The 18,112-nt window shown below is 59.7% G+C and carries 19 protein-coding genes; all 19 read left to right on the top strand.

Translation table 11 applies throughout. From position 1 onward, the window contains the following. The first annotated feature begins 651 nt into the window (after window positions 1–651). The 19 genes from DXX99_RS03950 to DXX99_RS03860 all read left to right on the top strand — a co-directional run bounded on the left by DXX99_RS03950 (window position 652) and on the right by DXX99_RS03860 (window position 18,110). Complete coding sequence (locus DXX99_RS03950; RefSeq protein ID WP_115792217.1) at window positions 652–1,281, top strand: hypothetical protein; 630 nt, start codon at window positions 652–654, stop codon at window positions 1,279–1,281. Beyond that, window positions 1,239–3,128 carry a 1-deoxy-D-xylulose-5-phosphate synthase gene (gene dxs / locus DXX99_RS03945; RefSeq protein WP_205664629.1) on the top strand — a complete coding sequence of 630 codons (1,890 nt, stop codon included), beginning with the start codon at window positions 1,239–1,241 and terminating at the stop codon, window positions 3,126–3,128. Before DXX99_RS03950 ends, dxs begins: the two co-directional genes overlap by 43 nt. Continuing rightward, complete coding sequence (locus DXX99_RS03940) at window positions 3,125–3,955, top strand: TlyA family RNA methyltransferase (RefSeq protein ID WP_115792215.1); 831 nt, start codon at window positions 3,125–3,127, stop codon at window positions 3,953–3,955. The genes dxs and DXX99_RS03940 overlap by 4 nt, the downstream gene beginning before the upstream one ends. Next, window positions 3,952–4,818, top strand: coding sequence for an NAD(+)/NADH kinase (locus DXX99_RS03935; RefSeq protein ID WP_115792214.1), 867 nt, complete (start codon window positions 3,952–3,954; stop codon window positions 4,816–4,818). Before DXX99_RS03940 ends, DXX99_RS03935 begins: the two co-directional genes overlap by 4 nt. Window positions 4,819–4,829: 11 nt before the next feature. Next, the gene (gene argR, locus DXX99_RS03930) at window positions 4,830–5,288 is read left to right on the top strand and encodes an arginine repressor (RefSeq protein WP_115792213.1); all 459 of its coding nucleotides are present in this window, start codon (window positions 4,830–4,832) and stop codon (window positions 5,286–5,288) included. Between the two features lie 9 nt (window positions 5,289–5,297). Beyond that, window positions 5,298–6,953: a DNA repair protein RecN gene (gene recN / locus DXX99_RS03925; protein WP_115792212.1), complete on the top strand. Its 1,656-nt coding sequence runs from the start codon at window positions 5,298–5,300 to the stop codon at window positions 6,951–6,953. 67 nt (window positions 6,954–7,020) lie between these two features. Continuing rightward, window positions 7,021–8,364: a SpoIVB peptidase gene (gene spoIVB, locus DXX99_RS03920; RefSeq protein ID WP_165847706.1), complete on the top strand. Its 1,344-nt coding sequence runs from the start codon at window positions 7,021–7,023 to the stop codon at window positions 8,362–8,364. Window positions 8,365–8,400: 36 nt separating this feature from the next. Continuing rightward, on the top strand, window positions 8,401–9,174 hold the full coding sequence (gene spo0A, locus DXX99_RS03915) for a sporulation transcription factor Spo0A (RefSeq protein ID WP_115792302.1): 774 nt from the start codon (window positions 8,401–8,403) through the stop codon (window positions 9,172–9,174). Between the two features lie 73 nt (window positions 9,175–9,247). Next, window positions 9,248–10,366 (top strand): putative cytokinetic ring protein SteA, encoded by a 1,119-nt coding sequence (gene steA, locus DXX99_RS03910; RefSeq protein ID WP_115792210.1) that lies wholly within the window; start codon window positions 9,248–9,250, stop codon window positions 10,364–10,366. Further along, complete coding sequence (locus DXX99_RS03905; protein WP_134642949.1) at window positions 10,356–11,255, top strand: copper transporter; 900 nt, start codon at window positions 10,356–10,358, stop codon at window positions 11,253–11,255. The genes steA and DXX99_RS03905 overlap by 11 nt, the downstream gene beginning before the upstream one ends. A 3-nt stretch (window positions 11,256–11,258) precedes the next feature. Beyond that, window positions 11,259–11,939 (top strand): glycosyltransferase family 2 protein, encoded by a 681-nt coding sequence (locus DXX99_RS03900; protein WP_115792208.1) that lies wholly within the window; start codon window positions 11,259–11,261, stop codon window positions 11,937–11,939. Beyond that, on the top strand, window positions 11,936–12,760 hold the full coding sequence (locus DXX99_RS03895; protein ID WP_115792207.1) for an MraY family glycosyltransferase: 825 nt from the start codon (window positions 11,936–11,938) through the stop codon (window positions 12,758–12,760). Before DXX99_RS03900 ends, DXX99_RS03895 begins: the two co-directional genes overlap by 4 nt. 22 nt (window positions 12,761–12,782) lie before the next feature. Continuing rightward, window positions 12,783–13,472, top strand: a complete 690-nt coding sequence (locus tag DXX99_RS03890; RefSeq protein WP_115792206.1) for a nucleotide-binding protein — start codon at window positions 12,783–12,785, stop codon at window positions 13,470–13,472. A gap of 12 nt (window positions 13,473–13,484) precedes the next feature. After that, window positions 13,485–13,724, top strand: a complete 240-nt coding sequence (locus DXX99_RS03885) for a 4Fe-4S binding protein (protein WP_165847705.1) — start codon at window positions 13,485–13,487, stop codon at window positions 13,722–13,724. Continuing rightward, window positions 13,699–14,760, top strand: a complete 1,062-nt coding sequence (locus DXX99_RS03880) for a 3-methyl-2-oxobutanoate dehydrogenase subunit VorB (RefSeq protein WP_115792204.1) — start codon at window positions 13,699–13,701, stop codon at window positions 14,758–14,760. Before DXX99_RS03885 ends, DXX99_RS03880 begins: the two co-directional genes overlap by 26 nt. Then, a complete protein-coding gene (locus DXX99_RS03875; RefSeq protein ID WP_115792203.1) occupies window positions 14,757–15,512 on the top strand; it encodes a thiamine pyrophosphate-dependent enzyme in 756 nt (251 codons plus the stop codon). The genes DXX99_RS03880 and DXX99_RS03875 overlap by 4 nt, the downstream gene beginning before the upstream one ends. Continuing rightward, entirely contained in the window at window positions 15,505–16,074 is a 570-nt protein-coding gene (locus DXX99_RS03870) for a 2-oxoacid:acceptor oxidoreductase family protein (RefSeq protein ID WP_115792202.1), read from the top strand. Before DXX99_RS03875 ends, DXX99_RS03870 begins: the two co-directional genes overlap by 8 nt. Further along, window positions 16,061–16,900 carry a diaminopimelate epimerase gene (gene dapF, locus DXX99_RS03865; RefSeq protein WP_115792201.1) on the top strand — a complete coding sequence of 280 codons (840 nt, stop codon included), beginning with the start codon at window positions 16,061–16,063 and terminating at the stop codon, window positions 16,898–16,900. Before DXX99_RS03870 ends, dapF begins: the two co-directional genes overlap by 14 nt. A 34-nt stretch (window positions 16,901–16,934) precedes the next feature. Next, window positions 16,935–18,110, top strand: a complete 1,176-nt coding sequence (locus DXX99_RS03860) for an LL-diaminopimelate aminotransferase (protein ID WP_115792200.1) — start codon at window positions 16,935–16,937, stop codon at window positions 18,108–18,110. Window positions 18,111–18,112 lie beyond the last annotated feature (2 nt).

Below are 18,112 nucleotides of genomic sequence, written 5' to 3'. Positions count from 1 at the left end.
GGCAAGTGACGCAGTATCCTAGTCGGAACCGCTCTTCCGAGGGCGGGCCTAAAAACCCGCCGAAGGGCACATCGATGAAGCTCCTGGTGCTGGCTGCCGGCGCCCAGCCGGGGGCTGGTACTGGGAGATAAGGCGGCGGGGCGATCCGCAAAGGCATGCGGGCGTGGACCCTGTCGCCGCGGAGGCCCAAGTGCGTGGGGCAGGGTAGGGCACCCATAGGCCCTATGGCTTGGGGTAAACCTGTACGTGGTGAGGAGCTGCGTACAGTGTAGCCTGCCTTGAGTGGGTGGGTGTGGAGGCACTTGAGGCGGGCCCGTCAGGGTGAGGGCCCCACCCGGGGTTTAATCCCGCCGCTGAAACCTCACCTGCAAAAGAGGCTAAGGAAGAGCTAAGTTCCGCCGGGGAAAACCCCTAGGCTGTCCGGTTTTACACCGGGGCACCGCGGGGATTAAAGTGCCGGCTTAGTGGCGATCCAGCTCTGGTGGCGGCGACGCACCGGGGACGCCCTTAAAGGGGAACCGCCGGTACGGCGACGGCCGGTGGGCGTCCGGGAAATCCTGCTGGACCTAAGCGGCAGCGTTTACTCGCGGGGCTGTCACTTGCCCGCGGTCTTATTCTTGATTAAAAGCTTTAGGGCCGGAGGCTGGTTGGTTGGGAAGTAACCGGAAGAAAAAGTCCTCCTACGCCCGTTATGTGCTGCTCGTCTCTATAGGCTCTTTTGGAGCGACCGTTTCTCTGGCAGCCATAGCTGAGTTTTTGTTACGCAAAGGGGAAGCCTTGTGGCTATTAACAGGCTTCCTTTTTTTAGTCGTGGCGGTTAACGTTCTCTTCGATGTAGTGGGTACGGCAGCCACGGCCGCTTCTCCCGCCCCTTTTAACGCCATGGCGGCCCGCAAGGTCTTTGGCGCCCGGGAAGCGCTTGAACTGGTCAAGAACGCCGACAGAGTAGCAAATTTTGCTAACGATGTAGTAGGGGATATCATGGGGACGCTGGCGGGGGCGCTGGGGATAGCACTGGTGTTGCGGCTGGCTGCCGGTTTGGCAGGGGAAAGAGTCTCTTGGCTGGAAACTCTAGTTACGGCCACCATCGCTTCTCTGACGGTGGTGGGGAAGGCGGTGGGGAAGCGACTAGCGGTCACGCGATCGGAGGAAGTAGTACTTCTGGCAGGAAAATTGGTGGCGGGCGTTAAATGTGTCTTAGGACGGAAGACGGGGAAGGGGCGTGGTGGAGGTTGGGTGTGCTTGCGCGTGTCAATGCGCCGGAAGACCTCAAAGCCCTAAGCCTGGCCGAGTTGGAAGAGTTGGCGGCAGAACTCAGGGACTTCATCGTCAACACCGTAGCCCATACGGGGGGGCACCTGGCCCCCAATCTAGGGGTGGTGGAGCTCACCCTGGCCTTGTACCGGGTCTTCGACTTCCCCCGGGATAAAATCATCTGGGATGTAGGGCATCAGTGCTACGTCCACAAGATAATCACCGGCCGGAAAGAGCGTTTCAGCACTTTGCGCCAGTTGGGGGGAATAAGCGGGTTTCCCTCGCGGGAAGAAAGTCCCTATGACATCTTCGGAACGGGGCACGCCAGTACCTCCATCTCTGCCGCCCTGGGGCTGGCCAAGGCGCGGGATCTCGCGGGAGACCACTACGCCGTAGTGGCGGTCATAGGTGACGGGGCTTTAACCGGGGGCATGGCGCTGGAGGCGCTAAACCATGCCGGGCACTTGCAAACCGATCTCATCGTAGTGCTGAACGACAACGAGATGTCTATCTCTAAAAACGTGGGGGCGCTGGCCAATTATCTCTCCCGTCTGCGGAGTGACCCGGCCTACCGGCGCCTGCAAAAGGAGTTCGAGTCCTTGACCTCTCGGCTTCCCGGCTTAGGCCCCAGGCTGCGCGACTTCCTTTCCCGCTTGAAGGGAAGCGTCAAGTACCTGGTGGTTCCCGGAATGTTTTTTGAAGAGCTAGGATTCACCTACTTGGGGCCGGTAGATGGCCACCACCTTCCCACCCTCCTGCACATCTTGGAGCGGGCGAGGGCTTTAAAGGGACCAGTTTTGGTACACGTGGTCACGCGCAAGGGCAAGGGATATAAGCCGGCGGAAGAGGACCCCGATCTTTACCACGGTGTAGGACCTTTTGACCCGGAAACGGGGGAGCTTCACTCCTCCCCCTTGCCCACCTACACCGAGATCTTCGGACGCACGCTCGTGCGTCTGGCAGAGGAGGACCCCCGTATCGTGGCCATCACCGCCGCCATGCCTTCAGGCACGGGACTCAAGCTCTTTGCCCAGCGCTTCCCGCACCGTTTTTTTGATGTGGGGATAGCGGAGCAGCACGCGGTGACCTTCGCCGCGGGCTTGGCCGCCGGCGGCTACCGTCCCGTGGTGGCGATATACTCCACTTTTCTCCAGCGAGCTTACGACCAGATCATCCACGACGTTTGCCTGCAACGCCTGCCGGTGGTTTTTGCTCTCGATAGGGCTGGCATTGTGGGGGAGGACGGAGCCACTCACCAAGGGCTTTTCGACCTGGCCTACCTCCGCTCCATACCCCATATGGTGGTGATGGCGCCGGCCGACGAGAACGAACTGCAGCACATGCTAAAGACTGCTCTCACCTACGAGGGTCCTATAGCCTTACGCTACCCCCGAGGCGCGGGTTTAGGAGTAGCCCTAGATGCTGATCTCCGTCCCCTGCCCATAGGTCAAGGGGTGGTGCTGCGCGAAGGAAGGGACGTGACCTTGATAGCCATAGGAAATATGGTCCCCCGGGCCCTCAAGGCGGCGGAGGAACTGGCAGCCCAAGGAATAAGCGCGGCGGTCATAAACGCCCGCTTCGTCAAGCCTTTGGATACCGAGCTCCTTCTTCGCTACGCCAAGCGCACCCGCTGGGTGGTAACTATAGAGGAAGGTGTTCTCGCCGGCGGTTTTGGCAGTGCAGTGGCAGAGTGCCTCACCAGTTGCGGTCTGGGAGAGGTTAAAATCACGCGGCTGGGCATAGAGGACACCTTTGTGGAGCACGGTCATCCGGAAGAACTGCGCCAAAAGTACGGTCTTGACGTTCAGGGAATCGTCAGGGCGGTCCTGCAAAGCCGCCCCCTTTTGAGGTTAACTTCCCGTAAGACCCTATGACCTCCAGAAGAAGGCGTCTCGACATCCTGCTGGTGGAGCAAGGTTACTTTCCCAGTCGCGAGCGGGCAAGGGAGGCCATTCTGGCGGGCCAGATCCTGGTCAATGGCCAGCGAGCTACCAAACCGGGGAGAATGGTGGGCCCGGAAGACCGAGTGGAGGTGCTTAAAGGGACGGAGGAGCCCCCCTACGTCTCACGTGGAGGGGAAAAGCTGGCCCACGCTTTACGCTTTTTCGGCATCGATCTGAAGGACCTGGTGGTCATAGATGTGGGAGCTTCCACCGGCGGCTTCACCGATTGCGCCTTACGCGCCGGAGCTCGTAAGGTTTTCGCTGTGGACGTCGGTTACGGGCAGCTCGACTGGCGGCTACGCCAGGATCCTAGGGTGGTGGTGCTGGAGCGCACCAACATACGCTACCTTTCGCCCGCAACCCTGGGGGAGCTAGCCGATTTCGCCACCGTGGACGTGAGTTTCATCTCCCTGACCAAGGTACTGCCGGCGGTAGGAAGGCTGCTGAAGCCGGAGGGCAGGGGCTTGGCCCTCATCAAGCCCCAGTTTGAAGCGGGGCCGGAAAAGGTGGGCAAGAAAGGAGTGGTACGCGACCCGGCGGTTCACGCGGAAGTTTGCCACAAGGTGCTGGACTTTCTGCGGGAGCAGGGATGGGAGGTGCGGGGCCTCACCTTTTCCCCTCTGCGCGGTGGGGAGGGGAATATCGAGTTTTTTGTTTACTTTAGCCTAGTGCCCGGCCGTCCCTGGAGGGGGACGGTAGAGGAAGTGGTGACTGAAGCGCACGCTTACTTCGCCGAGAAAGGTCGGAAACCGGAATGAAGTGCATCGCCCTGATTTTCAACCCCTCCTTCGGGGAGAAAGCGCTTAAAGTAGCGAGAGAACTGCTAGCCTACCTGGAAGCTCGGGGCAAAGAGGTACTGTTGCTGGCGGATCAAGCCTGCTTCCTGGGTAGGTCGGGGGTAGGGCAGCCGGAGATAAAGAAGGCGGAGCTCCTTCTTTCGCTGGGAGGGGACGGCACCCTCCTTTCCACCGTGTCCTTGGCCGGTCCGCTGGGTCTTCCCGTCCTAGGCATAAACCTGGGCCGGCTCGGCTTTCTGACCGAACTCGATGTGGCCAACATGTACGCCGGTTTGGAGGCGGTACTGGCAGGAAAGTTCGCGGTAGAAGAGAGGGCGCTTCTGGAAGGGCGGGTAATCCGGGAGGGCAAAGTGGTCAAGCAGGTTCTGTGTCTTAACGAGTGTGTAGTAGGCCGGGGAGCTCTGAGCCGCCCCTGCCGGTTGGAAGTGCGAGTTGATGGACAGTGTGCCTTCCGCTTCACCGGTGACGGGATCATAATAGCTACCCCCACCGGTTCCACGGCTTACTCCTTCTCCGCCGGCGGCCCCATAATCGACCCTCAGGTGGCCGCTCTGGTGCTCACCCCCATTTGCCCCCACGCCTTCGTTCTGCGCCCCTTCGTGGTGCCTGACTCTTCTTTGATCGAGGTGCTTTTGCTCACCAGTGTTACCGGAATGTGCCTTACCGCCGACGGCCATGAAGGGATACCCCTGCTGGCAGAGGATCGGGTGGTGGTAAAGCGCTACGCGCGCTCCTTCAAGCTGGTTCGGCTTTTCCACCGGAGCTTTTACTGTCTGGTGCGGGATAAGCTCATAAGCCAAGGACTGGAAGAGTGCCTGCCCTAGGGGGTGGGGAATTGAAGCGGGCAAGACAACAGAAGATCCTGGAAATTGTCCGCTCCCGGCCGGTGGCCAGCCAAAGGGAGCTGGTGGAGGAGCTGCGCAAAGCTGGCTTCAACGTCACCCAAGCCACCGTATCCCGCGATTTAAAGGAGCTGCGCCTGGTAAAGGTGGCCACCGAGGAGGGTTGGCGCTACGCCTTACCCGCAGCGGAACTACCGGCACAGGAAGAGAAGCTGCGCCAGCTGGTGCAAAGCGCCGTGGTGGGTATCGAGGTGAGCGGCAATTTGGTGGTGGTGAAGACCTTACCAGGGGCAGCGCAGGGGGTGGCTTCGGCGGTGGACCGGGCCAACTGGCCTGAGGTGATAGGCACAGTAGCCGGAGACGATACCTTCATCGTAGTGGTGCGGTCCGCTCGGGGTCTGGCCCAGGCGGTGAAAGCGCGCCTTTACCATTTGGCCTTTGGGGAGAGGTAAAACGCGCGGATGCTCCTGAGTTTAGAGATAAAGGATTTTGTCCTGATCGATCACCTCTATCTGGAATTTGGCCCCGGACTTAACGTTCTCACCGGAGAAACTGGAGCTGGCAAGTCAGCTCTGCTGGCTGCTTTAGCCTTCGCCTTGGGCGAGAGGGCGAGTGTGGAGTGCATCCGCACCGGCGCTGATAAGGCGGTGGTAGAGGCTGTTTTCGCCGTAGAAAAGCTCCCTTCTCCGCTCGCCGAGGCGGGAATGGAGCCGGAGGAATACTTGGTTTTCCGTCGCGAGATCAGCCGGCAGGGGAGGAGCGTCTGCCGGGTAAATGGCCAGATTTTACCTTTGAGCCTTTGCCGCCAGGCCGGAGGGGAACTGGTGGAATTTCTAGGACAAGGAGAGGCGCAGGAGCTACTCTCCCCTCACTACCAACTGTCCCTACTCGACCGCTTCGGTGGGCTGGAGGAAAGGGCGAAGGAGCTCGAGCGCCTCTACCGGGAGTGGCGGGAAGTTCGGGAAGAGCTAGCGGCGCTGGAAGCCAAGAGAGAAGAGCGGGCCTGGCGCTTGGATCTCCTGCGCCACCAGATAGAGGAGATCGAGCGGGCAGCCTTGCGCCCCGGCGAAGAAGAAGAACTCTTGCAGGAAAGGGAGTGGCGTCGGCGGGCGGTGGAGCTGGCGGAGGCCGCCCGCAAAACCTACGAACTCCTCGGGGGGGAGGGTGGCGCGGTGGAGGGTGTGGAGGAAGCTGAGGTGCTCCTTTCCCGCCTTGCGCGCTACCGGCCAGATTTAGAACCTTACCTCTCTGAGCTTAGGCACACGGCTTCTTTTCTTAAGGATCTGGCTGACCATCTACGCCAACTTGCCGAGGAGCTGGAAGCCGATCCCGCCCGGCTGGAGGCAGTGGAGGAAAGGCTGGCCCTTATAAGGCGGATTTGCCAGAAGTACCGGATGAGCGTGGAGGAACTCTTGTCCTTTCGGGAAGCTGCCCGACAGGAGTTAAGCCAACTTGAGCATTCAGAGGAGGAATTGGAAGAATTACGGAAGCGAGAGGAGCTTTTACGCCAAGCCTGGAAGGAAAAGGCACAAGCTCTACAGGTGGCCAGGGAAGAAGCGGCTCGGCAGCTGGGACAGTCCCTGCTTGTTGAACTGGCCCGCCTGGAGCTCCCCAAAGCCCGCTTTGAGGTAGCTTTTCGTCCCCTGGCCGATGATCAGCCCCGTCCCAGGGGATTGTCCGAGGTGGAGTTTCTCTTTTCTCCCAATCCAGGGGAGCCTTTAAAGCCCTTTGCCCGGGTGGCCTCCGGGGGAGAGGCGGCGCGCACTCTCTTGGCCCTTAAGTCTCTGGTGGCAGGAGAGAAGGGGAAGACGCTGTGTTTAGACGAAGTGGAGGCAGGAGTGGGAGGAAGGGCCTTGGAGGCGGTGGCCGAAAAGCTTTCTTTTCTAGCCAAAAGCTATCAATTGATATGCATAACCCACCAAGCGGTGGTAGCCGCCCGGGCCGACCGGCACTACCTGATAAGCAAAGGGGTGAGAAAAGGGAGAACCTACATTCGCGTCACTCCTCTTGAGGGGGAGGAGCGGGTAGAGGAGCTGGCACGCTTGATAGGCGGCTCGCGCGATACGGCCCTACTTCACGCCCGTCACCTCTTGGCAGAAAGAGGTAAAGGACAATAGAGGGATCGAGGAGCGGGCATAAAGGTTTTTGGCTCCGGGCATCTTAAATGCCCGGAGGGGAGCCAATGTGACCGGAAAACGGCGTTTTGCTGCTGTTTTTGCCTTCTTTCTCTTCTTTTTTCTCTGCTCTTACTTTTTAGCCGCTTTTTGGCCCGTAAAGCAGGAGCTCCTGGTGGGGGAGCTGTTGGATCTTTCCCAGTCGCTTCCCTCCTTTCTCCGTTCCCGGGTAAAGCTTGAGCTTGAGGGTCTCTCTTCTTCGACCAGAGAGGGACCCTTGGCTTTTCAAGCTGGGATGCCCGGGCAGGTAAAAGCACGCCTCTGGCTGGAAGGGATTTTGCCGCTGCGCACCCTGGTTCTCGACGTCCAGCCTTCCTGCCAGGTATTTCCAGGGGGACAGTCGGTGGGGGTGCTTCTTCATGCCCAAGGAGTGATCGTGGCCGGGTTTACCGATGTCTTGGAAGGCGAACGCTACCTCAACCCGGCTGCCGCCGTGGGCCTCAGGAAGGGGGATGTGATCCTTTGCGTTGACGGCCAGCCCCTGCAGAGTGCTGCGTCTCTGAAGGAGGCGGTGGAGCGTGCAGGACGTGAGGGAAAGGAGGTTACCCTCAAAGTAAAGAGGGGGAAGAAGGAATTGGTGGTGAAAGTGCGCCCTGCTTTTTGCCAGCGCACCCGGTCTTACCGTCTGGGTTTGCTGGTTCAAGAGGCCACGGCTGGGGTAGGTACCCTCACTTTTTATGAGCCCCGAACCCGCCTTTACGGCGCTCTGGGGCACGCGGTCGACCTAGGAGGGGGCACGGCCAGACCGCTAGAGCTGTCGGAAGGGAAAATAGTCGAGGCTTACATCCGAGAGGTGCGCAAGGGAAAAAAGGGGCAGCCGGGAGAGAAGATAGGGATCCTGGCGCCTACGTCCGGGTTTCACGGGACTATTGAGCGCAACACCCCTTTCGGCATCTTCGGCCGGCTAGAAAGCCTCCCTTCCCATCCCTTTTACCCTCACCCCATACCAGTAGCTTCTGCAAGCCAAGTACGTCCGGGGAAGGCCGAGCTTCTAACCGTGGTGGAGGACGGGCGGCTCGAGCGTTATCAGGTGGAGATAATCCGGGTGAACCCCTTTGGGGGATCGAGCGGCAAGGATATGGTGGTGAAGATAACCGATCCCCGGTTGCTCAATGCCACTGGGGGAATAGTCCAGGGGATGAGCGGTAGCCCCCTGATACAGGACGGGCATTTGGTGGGAGCGATAACTCATGTGCTGGTGAGTCACCCAGAGCGCGGCTACGCCGTGCTGGCGGAAAGGATGCTTAAAGAGTGCGGTCTTCTTCCCGCCTCGGCTTCCTTTTGGGGTAAAAAATTCCTATCGGGTTGGGAGGATAAATTTTCCCCGCGTCGAATCATCTGGAAGGGGGCTTAAAAAAACTTTATGTTTCTAAGGGGGCAGGAGGTAGAGATGAGCGAAAGCATTCGCATCCTTTTGGTCGACGATAACCGGGAACTGATCGAGGCACTCAAAGAGTTCTTTAGTAATCAACCGGATTTTGAGCTGGTGGGGGTTGCTTATAACGGTCAGGAGGCTTTGGAACTCATCGAAAAGGGCCGTCCTGACGTGGTGGTTCTGGACTTGATCATGCCTCATCTGGACGGTATTGGTGTTTTAGAAAGATTTTCTGAAGATACCAACTCTTATAAACCAAAGTTCGTCATCCTCACTGCCTTGGGGCAGGAATCGGTGGCGCAGAAAGCCGCCGAATTGGGTGCCAGCTACTACGTGGTCAAACCCTTCAGTTTCCCGGTGCTGGCCAACCGCATAAGACAGCTCAAGGCCGACTACCAAGCTCCCGTCGCGGCACCGCGCGCCTCTTCACCCCGCAGCCTGGATGTGGCGGTGACCAACATCATTCACGAGTTGGGGGTGCCGGCGCACGTCAAGGGCTACCACTACCTGCGCGACGCCATCATCATGGTGGTAAACGACGTCAATCTCTTGGGGGGAATAACCAAAGAGCTTTACCCGGCCATAGCGGCCAAGTACAATACCACTCCTAGCCGGGTGGAGCGGGCCATAAGGCACGCTATCGAACTGGCCTGGGACCGAGGCAGCGTGGATGCTTTTACCAAGTTCTTTGGCTACACCATCAACCGGGCCAAGGGTAAGCCCACCAACTCGGAGTTTATTGCCATGGTCGCCGACCGCTTGCGCCTGGAGTGCAACAAGGTGAGCTAGGATTCTAGTTGGCTTGACTCCGCCGGGGGAGGTATTATACTGGGGTGGAGAAGGTTTTAGGAGGCCTTCCGGCATGCAGGTACGCGGTCGGATCAGGGTAGACCGGCGAACCAAGCACCTGATCCAGCGCCTTGAGCCCGGCGAGATAGCGGTGATCGACCACTACGGCATAGACAAACTGGCGGCGCAAGGACTAATAGAAGCTCGCTGTCGTTTGGTGCTGAATGCGGCGGCCTCTCTTTCGGAGGAGTACCCGAACGAGGGGCCGCTAATGCTGCTGCGGGCAGGCATCCCGGTAGTAGATTGCCTGGGTCCGGCAGTTCTTTCTTTGCCCGAAGGAGAAGAAGTGGAGGTAAAAGGGGGAGTGGTCTTCTTCCGGGGCCGGGAGGTGGCGCGGGGAAGGATTCTCGACCAGCAAACGGTGGAGGAAGGGATGGCGCGGGCGCGGGAGCGCCTTAATGAGGTGCTGGTGCGCTTTGTCGATAATACGCTGGCCTACGCCAGGAAGGAAATAGACCTCATAGCCCGGCCCCTTGCCCTGCCGGAGCTTAAAACCCGGATCGAGCGGCGCCACGCGCTTATCGTGGTGCGCGGTTATAACTACAAGGAGGATTTACGGGCCATTCGCACTTACATAAGGGAAATGCGCCCCGTGCTCATTGGCGTGGACGGGGGGGCCGACGCCCTGCTGGAGTTTGGTTACACTCCCGACATCGTGGTGGGGGACATGGATAGTGTGAGCGACGAGGCTTTGCGCCGGGCTCGAGACATTGTGGTGCACGCTTACCCCAACGGAGAAGCTCCTGGAATGGCTAGGGTCAGGGCTTTAGGCCTTAGGGCGGTAACCGTCGCTGCCCCGGGAACGAGCGAAGACCTGGCCATGCTCCTGGCCTACGAAAGAGGGGCCAGCCTCATTGTGGCTTTGGGCACGCACTCCAACGTGCTCGACTTCCTGGAGAAAGGGAGGAAAGGAATGGGAAGCACCTTTTTGGTAAGACTTAAGGTGGGCTCCATTCTGGTAGACGCCAAGGGGGTCTCCCAGCTCTATCAAGGGCGCTTCAAGGGAAGGTACGTAGTGCAGCTGGTGGCGGCGGCGCTCCTTCCCCTAACAGCGGTGGTGCTGATCTCTCCCTCCTTAAGGCAGTTCTTGCGTCTGGCCTGGTTGCAGGTTCGGTTGCTCTTTGGCTTCTGAAGAAGGGGAAAGAATGATCATCGATCTGCGCTACCACATAGCCACGCTGGTGGCCCTCTTTTTGATGCTGGGGCTGGGGATCCTCATCGGCACAGGCCTTATAGGTAACGACGCTTTGCTTAAAAAGCAGGAGCAAATGACCAACCGGCTGGAGAAGCAACTCGAGGAGCTACGTCAGGAAAACATGCGCGTAAGACAGCTTTATGAGGAGGCAGAGGCCGAAAACCGCAGCCTACGCACCTTTGCCCAGGAAGTCCTTCCTTACGCGGTGGCGGGGAGACTGAAGGGGATGAGGGTGGCGGTGGTGGAGGTGGCCGGCAAGGCGCCTTCGGGCATGATCGGAACCCTAAAAACGGCGGGAGCGGTGGTGGAGCCTGTCGTCTCCTTGCTGGACAACTATACTGCCCCGACGGCCGACTTGGCCGTGGCCCAGGCCCTGGGCTGGCCGACGAACGATCAGGGAGAAATTCTTTCACGCCTGAGCCAGGAGCTGGGGGCGGCGCTGGCTTCGGGCCAGAATCCCGGCTTCATCGAGTTCCTTTCCAGCCAAGGGCTGATCAAGGTGGAGGGGAACTACAAAGGCGCGGTGCAGGCGGTCGTCGTGGTGGGTGGAGGAAGCAACGAGCGAAGAGTCGCCAAGGTGGATCTCCCCCTGATTGATGCCCTGGTCAAGAGCAAGGTGATGGTGGTGGGTGTGGAGGAAAGTTCCGATAGCGGCGCCGGTATTGAAGCCTATCAGGAGCATAAGATCAGTACAGTGGACAACATCGACCGGCCGGAGGGGCAGATCGCGCTGGTACTGGCGCTGGCGGGCCAGCCGGGCCAGTACGGGACCAAAGGGAAGAATCGCTCCCTGCTGCCCCCGTATCCGGTCGGAGGCGGAGCTTGAAGTATGCCCGAGGTATCGGTGATAATCCCGGCTTACAACGAGGCCGAGCGCATAAGCCGAACGATAGGGTCGGTTAAAAGCATCCCCGAAGTTACCGAGATCATCGTGGTGGACGATGGTTCTTCCGACGCCACGGCCGAGCGGGCTAAGGAGGCCGGGGCGCGGGTATTAAAGCTTCCACGGAACAGAGGGAAAGGGGCGGCGCTCGCGGCCGGCGTCGGGGCGGCCAGGGGAGAGATCCTGCTCTTTTTGGACGCCGATTTAGGGGAAAGCGCGGCGCAGGCCAGAGACCTTCTCCTGCCGGTGTTGGAAGGGAAAGCGGATATGACCGTGGCCGTCTTCCCGGCTCCCCGGCACAAAGGGGGCTTTGGGCTGGTGCGGGGTCTGGCAAGGGCTGGTGTCCGTTGGCTTACCGGCCAGGAGGTAAAAGCTCCCTTATCGGGGCAGCGGGCGATAAGGCGGGAGGCGCTGGAAAAGCTTTTACCTTTCGCTTCCGGGTTCGGGGTGGAGGTGGCCCTGACGGTCAAGGCCCTCCGCCGGGGCTTGCGGATCTGCGAGGTAAAGCTCAACATGCACCACCGGGAGACAGGAAGGAGTCTGGCCGATTTCTGGCACCGGGGGCGGCAGTTCAAAGATGTGCTTTTCACCCTAGGAAGGCTTCTCCTGGGAGGGAAAAAGGTGTGAGTTTCCTTTTAACCAGCCTGGGGCTGGGCTTTCTTTTTGCCTGGGTGGAAAGGGAGCTGTTCCTGGGTCTTTTAGAGAAGGGTCAGGCACTTCGCCCGAACTTTAAGGGAAAGCTCATTCCGATAAGCGGAGGTCTGGTCTTTCTCTTCTCTCTGTTACCGACCCTTTTATTGCTCGATCTCCTCTTCCCGGGAAGGGTGGAAAAAGTCCAGCTTCTGGCCTTTTTCTTTTTCTCTACCCTTACCACCCTGGTGGGCTTAATGGACGATCTTCTGGGTAGCCGCGAAGCCTCCGGACTGAAAGGGCACTTTAGGGAGCTTTTGCGGGGGAAGCTCACCACTGGAGCCCTCAAGGCGCTGGCCGTCCTGGTTGCAGCTCTCATCCTTTTTCTTCCTCACTCCGCCTCGGTTGGCGAGGCTTTGCTTAACACCCTGCTTGTCGCTCTGTGGGTCAACACTTTAAACCTTTTCGACCTGCGACCGGGCCGGGCGGGGAAAGTATTTCTTCTAGCTTGGCCCTTTTTTTCTTGGGCCGCCTGGGGGAGGCCGGAGCTGGTTTTCCTGTGGGCTACGGGTGGGGTTCTGCTGGCCTTTTTGCCTCTTGATCTGCGGGCCAGGGTCATGATGGGGGACGCGGGGTCCAACACTTTGGGTGGGGTTCTCGGCTTGCTGGCAGCTTGGACGTTGGGCTTACAGACCAAAGTCATCCTTTTGGCGGTTTTGCTCTTGCTTCATTTCCTCACCGAGCGTTACTCTCTTACTACCATTATCGCCCGCAACCGCTGGCTCGACTTTCTCGATCGCCTAGGGCGGAGGGACTGAAAGAGCAGGAAGGGGAACGAGTATGGCGAATGTTTTACCTAATATTTTCGCTTCTTGGCCCCGGGTGAGTATTTTCTGCGGGGCGCTGGGAAGCGGCAAGACCACATTGGCCCTTAATGTGGCTTGGAGGCTGGCTTCAGAGGAGGAAAAAGTTTACTTGGTGGACCTGGACGTGATCAACCCTCTGTTCCGCTCCCGCCGCTTTCGGGAGAAACTGGCTCCTTGGGGGGTGGAGGTGATAGCTCCACCGCCTGCTTTTGACTTGAGCGATCTGCCCGCCTTGCCGGCGGCCATCGGGCGGCTGCTGGCGGGTAAGGAGCGGGTGGTGGTGGATGTAGGGGGGGACGGCGTGGGAGCCACGGTGTTAGGAGCCTACGCCTCCTTTTTAACCCCGGAGGCGGGGGTCTTTCTGGTGGTCAACACCTGCCGGCCCTTTTCTTCTACCGTGGAGGAGGTGGTGAGGGCGGCGCAGGAGATAGCCCAGGCCGGCCGGGTTGAGCTTACCGGGCTTATCAACAACACCCACTTGGGTGAGGTTACCACCGTGGAGGTGGTGCGCGAAGGCTGGCGAATAGTCGAAGAAGCGGGAAGAATACTGGGCCTTCCGGTGATCTTCTCGGCTTTAAGGGAGGATCTGGTAAGAGACGATCTTCCTTTCCCCGTCTTGCCTTTGAAGCTTTTCCCTTTTCTTCCTTGGCAGTCTGTCGACTAGGAGTGTGAGAAGGTGCCGCAAGTGGTCTTCGACCGGGAAAGGTGCAAAGGATGCGAGCTTTGCGTGACCGTTTGCCCGCGCAAGATCCTCACCCTTTCCCCCGACCTCAATTCTTTGGGTTTTCATCCGGCCATGATCACCGACGCCTCCCGGTGCACCGGTTGCTGCTTCTGCGCCCTCATGTGCCCCGACGTGGTGATAACCGTCTTGCGGGAGGAGGGAGAAGATGCCGCGCGTGCTGATGAAGGGTAACGAGGCCTTCGGTGAGGGGGCCATAAGGGCCGGCTGCCGCTACTTCTTCGGCTACCCCATCACCCCGCAAAGCGAGCTTCCCCACTACCTGGCGCGCCGCCTGCCGGAGGTGGGCGGGGTTTACCTCCAGGCGGAAAGCGAAGTGGCGGCCATTAACATGGTCTACGGAGCGGCTGCCGCCGGAGCGCGAGTGATGACCTCCTCTTCCAGCCCGGGTATAAGCCTCATGCAGGAGGGGATTTCCTACCTAGCAGGAGCGGAGCTCCCTTGCGTGATTGTTAACGTGATGCGCGGCGGTCCGGGTTTGGGTAACATAGCCCCGGCTCAATCAGACTACTTCCAGGCCGTGAAAGGCGGGGGCCACGGCGATTACCGCCTGTTATGCCTGGCTCCTTCCTCCGTGCAGGAGATCCTAGACCTCATGGGCTTGGCTTTTGATTTGGCGGACAAGTACCGCAACCCGGTGATGGTGCTGGGGGACGGCATCTTGGGGCAGATGATGGAGCCGGTGGAGCTCCCTCCCTATTCCGGAGAGCTAGAGCTCCCTCCCAAGCCCTGGGCCACTACCGGCACGGCTGGCCGGGGGACGCGCAATATTATAAACTCCCTCTACATCGAACCCGAAGAATTAGAGGCGGTCAACCTGCGCTTGAGGGCTAAATACCAGCGTATGGAGGAAGAGGAAAAGCGCTGGGAGACTTACCTCCTGGAGGAGGCGGAGCTCGTGCTGGTGGCCTTCGGCACTATGGCACGGGTGGCGCGGGCGGCAGTGGAGCGCCTGCGGGAGGAGGGGATAGCGGCGGGCCTCATTCGCCCCATCACTCTTTATCCCTTCCCCGATGCGCCCTTCCATGCTGCCTTTTCCCGGGCGCGGGCTTTTCTGGTGGTGGAGATGAACCTGGGGCAGATGGTGGAGGACGTGCGCCTAACGGTGGAGGGGCGGTGTCCCGTTCACTTTTACGGTCGCACCGGCGGCGTGGTGCCCACGGTCGCTGAGGTGGTAAACTTTGCCAAGGAGGTCTGGCAGAAGTTATGAGGGTGCTCTTTGAGCGCACGCGCGGGCTCACCTCCAAACCTTTTCACTACTGTCCCGGCTGTACGCACGGGATAATCCACCGGTTGGTGGCCGAAGTGCTGGTGGAGCTCGACGTACTGGAGAAGACGGTAGGGGTGTGCCCGGTGGGCTGCGCCGTTTTCGCCTACGAATATTTCAACTGTGATATGATAGAGGCAGCGCACGGGCGGGCTCCGGCGGTGGCTACAGGGGTCAAGCGGGTCTTACCCGACCGGGTGGTTTTCACCTACCAGGGGGACGGGGACCTGGCGGCTATCGGCACGGCGGAGATCGTCCACGCGGCGGCTCGGGGAGAGAAGATCACCACTATCTTCGTCAACAACGCCGTTTACGGGATGACCGGGGGACAGATGGCTCCCACCACTCTGCTGGGGCAGAAGACCACCACCACCCCTTTCGGTCGGCGGGCGGAGGAAGCGGGCTATCCCCTCAGGGTGGCGGAGATGCTGGCCACCATCGAGGGAGCGGCCTATGTAGCTCGGGTGGCGGTCAACTCTCCCAAAAACGTAATTCAAGCCAAGCGGGTCATCCGCCGGGCCTTTGAAGTGCAATTGGCGAACCTGGGTTTCTCCTTGGTGGAAGTCCTTTCTACCTGTCCCACTAACTGGGGCATGAACCCGCCGGAGGCCCTGCGCTGGCTGGAGGAGAAAATGATCCCCGTCTATCCCTTGGGCGAGTTCAAGGTGCCCCGGGAGGAGAGAGAGCATGCTTGAGGAAGTCTTGCTGGCCGGTTTCGGTGGTCAGGGCATTCTTTCGGCGGGGATGCTCCTGGCCCAAGCGGGCATGGCGCACGGGCTTCACGTGGCCTGGATCCCTTCCTATGGTCCGGAGATGCGAGGAGGCACGGCCAACTGCGGGGTTACCCTTTCCGACCGCCCTATAAGTTGCCCTCTGGTCACCGAGCCCACCACCCTTTTGGCCATGAACCAGCCTTCTTTGGACAAATTCGCCCCCAAGGTGAAGCCGGGGGGGCTTATAATCTACAACTCCTCTCTAGCCCGGTGGGACGGAGAACTCGGCTTGGGCCGCAGGTTGCTGGGGCTTGACGCTACGGCCCAGGCGGAGGCCATAGGCAACGTCCGAGTGGCGGTGAACGTGCTGGTGGGAGCCTTTATAGCTCTTACCCAGATAATCCCTCTAGAGAGGGTAAAGGAGGCTTTGCGCGTAGTCCTACCTCCTCACCGCCATCACCTCATCGCCGCTAACGAAAAGGCGCTAGAAGTAGGGGCCAGTCTGGCCCTAGCTAAGGTAGGTGAGGGTATTGCACTTCGTTAAGATGCACGGTTTGGGCAACGATTTTGTGGTCGTGATGGCTCGAACCCTGCCGCCGGACACACCGGAGCTGGCCCGGAAGATTTGCCGTCCTCACTTCGGCGTGGGTGCCGACGGCCTGGTCTTCATCCTGCCCTCCGATGAGGCAGACATCGCCATGCGCATCTTCAACGCCGACGGTTCGGAGGCGGAGATGTGTGGGAACGCCATAAGATGTGTGGCCAAGCTGGCCTACGAAACGCGGCTCGTTCCCTACCAGCGCATGCGGATAGCTACCGGTGCCGGCATAAAACCGGTGGAGTTGACGGTGAAAGACGGGAAAGTGACGAGTTGCACCGTGGACATGGGGGAGCCCGTACTGGAAAGAGGTGCCATACCCATGCAGGGCCCGCCGGGGAAGGTGATAAACGAGCCCCTGGTCTTTGAGGACGGTCTGGTCCTTCGGGTGACGGCTCTTTCATTTGGCAATCCTCACTGCGTGCTCTTTGTCCCGGCGGTGGAAGAGGCTCCGGTGGAGGAGTTGGGGCCGCGGCTGGAGCACCATCCCGCTTTCCCCCATCGCACCAACGTGGAGTTTGTAGAAGTGGTAAGTCCCAGTGAGATCCGAGTGCGGGTGTGGGAAAGAGGGGTGGGGGAAACACTGGCTTGTGGCTCAGGAGCCTGCGCAGCGGCGGTGGCTTCTTTCTTAAACAGTTACACCACCCGCGAAGTAATCGTTCACCTTCCGGGGGGCGAGCTTCGCATCCACTGGAAAGAAGAAGACAGCCATGTGTATCTTCAGGGGCCAGCTACTACCGTCTTCAAAGGGGAGTGGCTGGGAGAAGAGTAAACTCTTCGGATTTGGGGAAAGGAGCGGAGTTACCGTGCCGGCAGTAGCCAAGCGCGTAAAAAACCTACCTCCTTACCTCTTTGCCCGTATCGAGAGGCTCATTGCCGAGAAGAGAGCAGCTGGGGTGGACGTTATCAGCCTCGGTATAGGGGATCCGGACGAACCTACACCGGAGCACATCCGGGAAGAGGCAAAGAGGCAGTTAGAGATACCGGAAAATCATCGCTACCCCACCTCAGTAGGCCTTCCGGCCTTCCGGCAGGCGGTGGCCCGGTATTACGCCCGGCGCTTCGGGGTGGAACTCAACCCCGAGCGGGAGGTGGTAACCCTCATAGGCTCCAAGGAGGGCATAGCCCATATCGCCTGGTGCTACCTCGATGCGGGGGAGGTGGCTTTGGTGCCGGACCCCAGTTATCCGGTCTACGCCGGGGGCACCATCTTGGCCGGAGGAGAGCCCTATTACCTTCCTCTTTTGCCAGAAAATGGTTTTCTCCCCCGTTTGGAAGATGTGCCTACTGAGGTGGCCCGTCGGGCTAAGATTCTCTTCCTAAACTACCCTAACAACCCTACAGCGGCGGTGGCCTCCTCTTCCTTCTTTGCCGAAGTAGTGGCTTTCGCTCGGGAGTTCGACCTTCTGGTTTGCCACGATGCTGCCTACGTGGAGGTAGCCTTTGACGGATACCGCCCCTCCAGCTTCCTGGCCACGCCGGGAGCCAAAGAAGTAGGCATCGAGTTCGGCTCCCTTTCCAAGCCCTACAACATGACCGGCTGGCGCCTGGGCTGGGCAGCGGGCAAGGAAGAAGCGGTCGAGGTCCTGGGGAGGCTCAAGTCCAACATAGACTCCGGTGTGTTCCAGCCCATCCAGTATGCCGGCATAAAGGCCTTAGACGGGCCCCAAGAGTGCGTGAAAGAAATGAACGCCCTTTACCAATTAAGACGAGATCTGGCCGTGGCGGCCTTCCGAGAAATGGGCTGGAAAATAGACCCCCCAAAGGCCACTTTCTACCTCTGGCTTCCTGTACCTTCAGGATTCACCAGCGAGAGCTTTGCCGAATATTTAGTGGAGGAGGCGGGGGTAGTGGTCACACCTGGAACCGGCTACGGTCGACATGGGGAGGGTTTCTTCCGCGTTTCCCTTACCCTCCCCACAGAGAGGTTGCAGGAGGCTCTGGTCAGGATGAAGCGGGTGCTGGGGAAGGTGAGCTTTTAAAG

Origin of the sequence: Ammonifex thiophilus, assembly GCF_003368535.1 — a bacterium.
GTDB classification, from domain to species: domain Bacteria; phylum Bacillota; class Desulfotomaculia; order Desulfotomaculales; family Ammonificaceae; genus Ammonifex; species Ammonifex thiophilus.
Note: the sequence above shows the minus strand (reverse complement) of the source record. Positions and strands in the feature narration are given on the sequence as shown.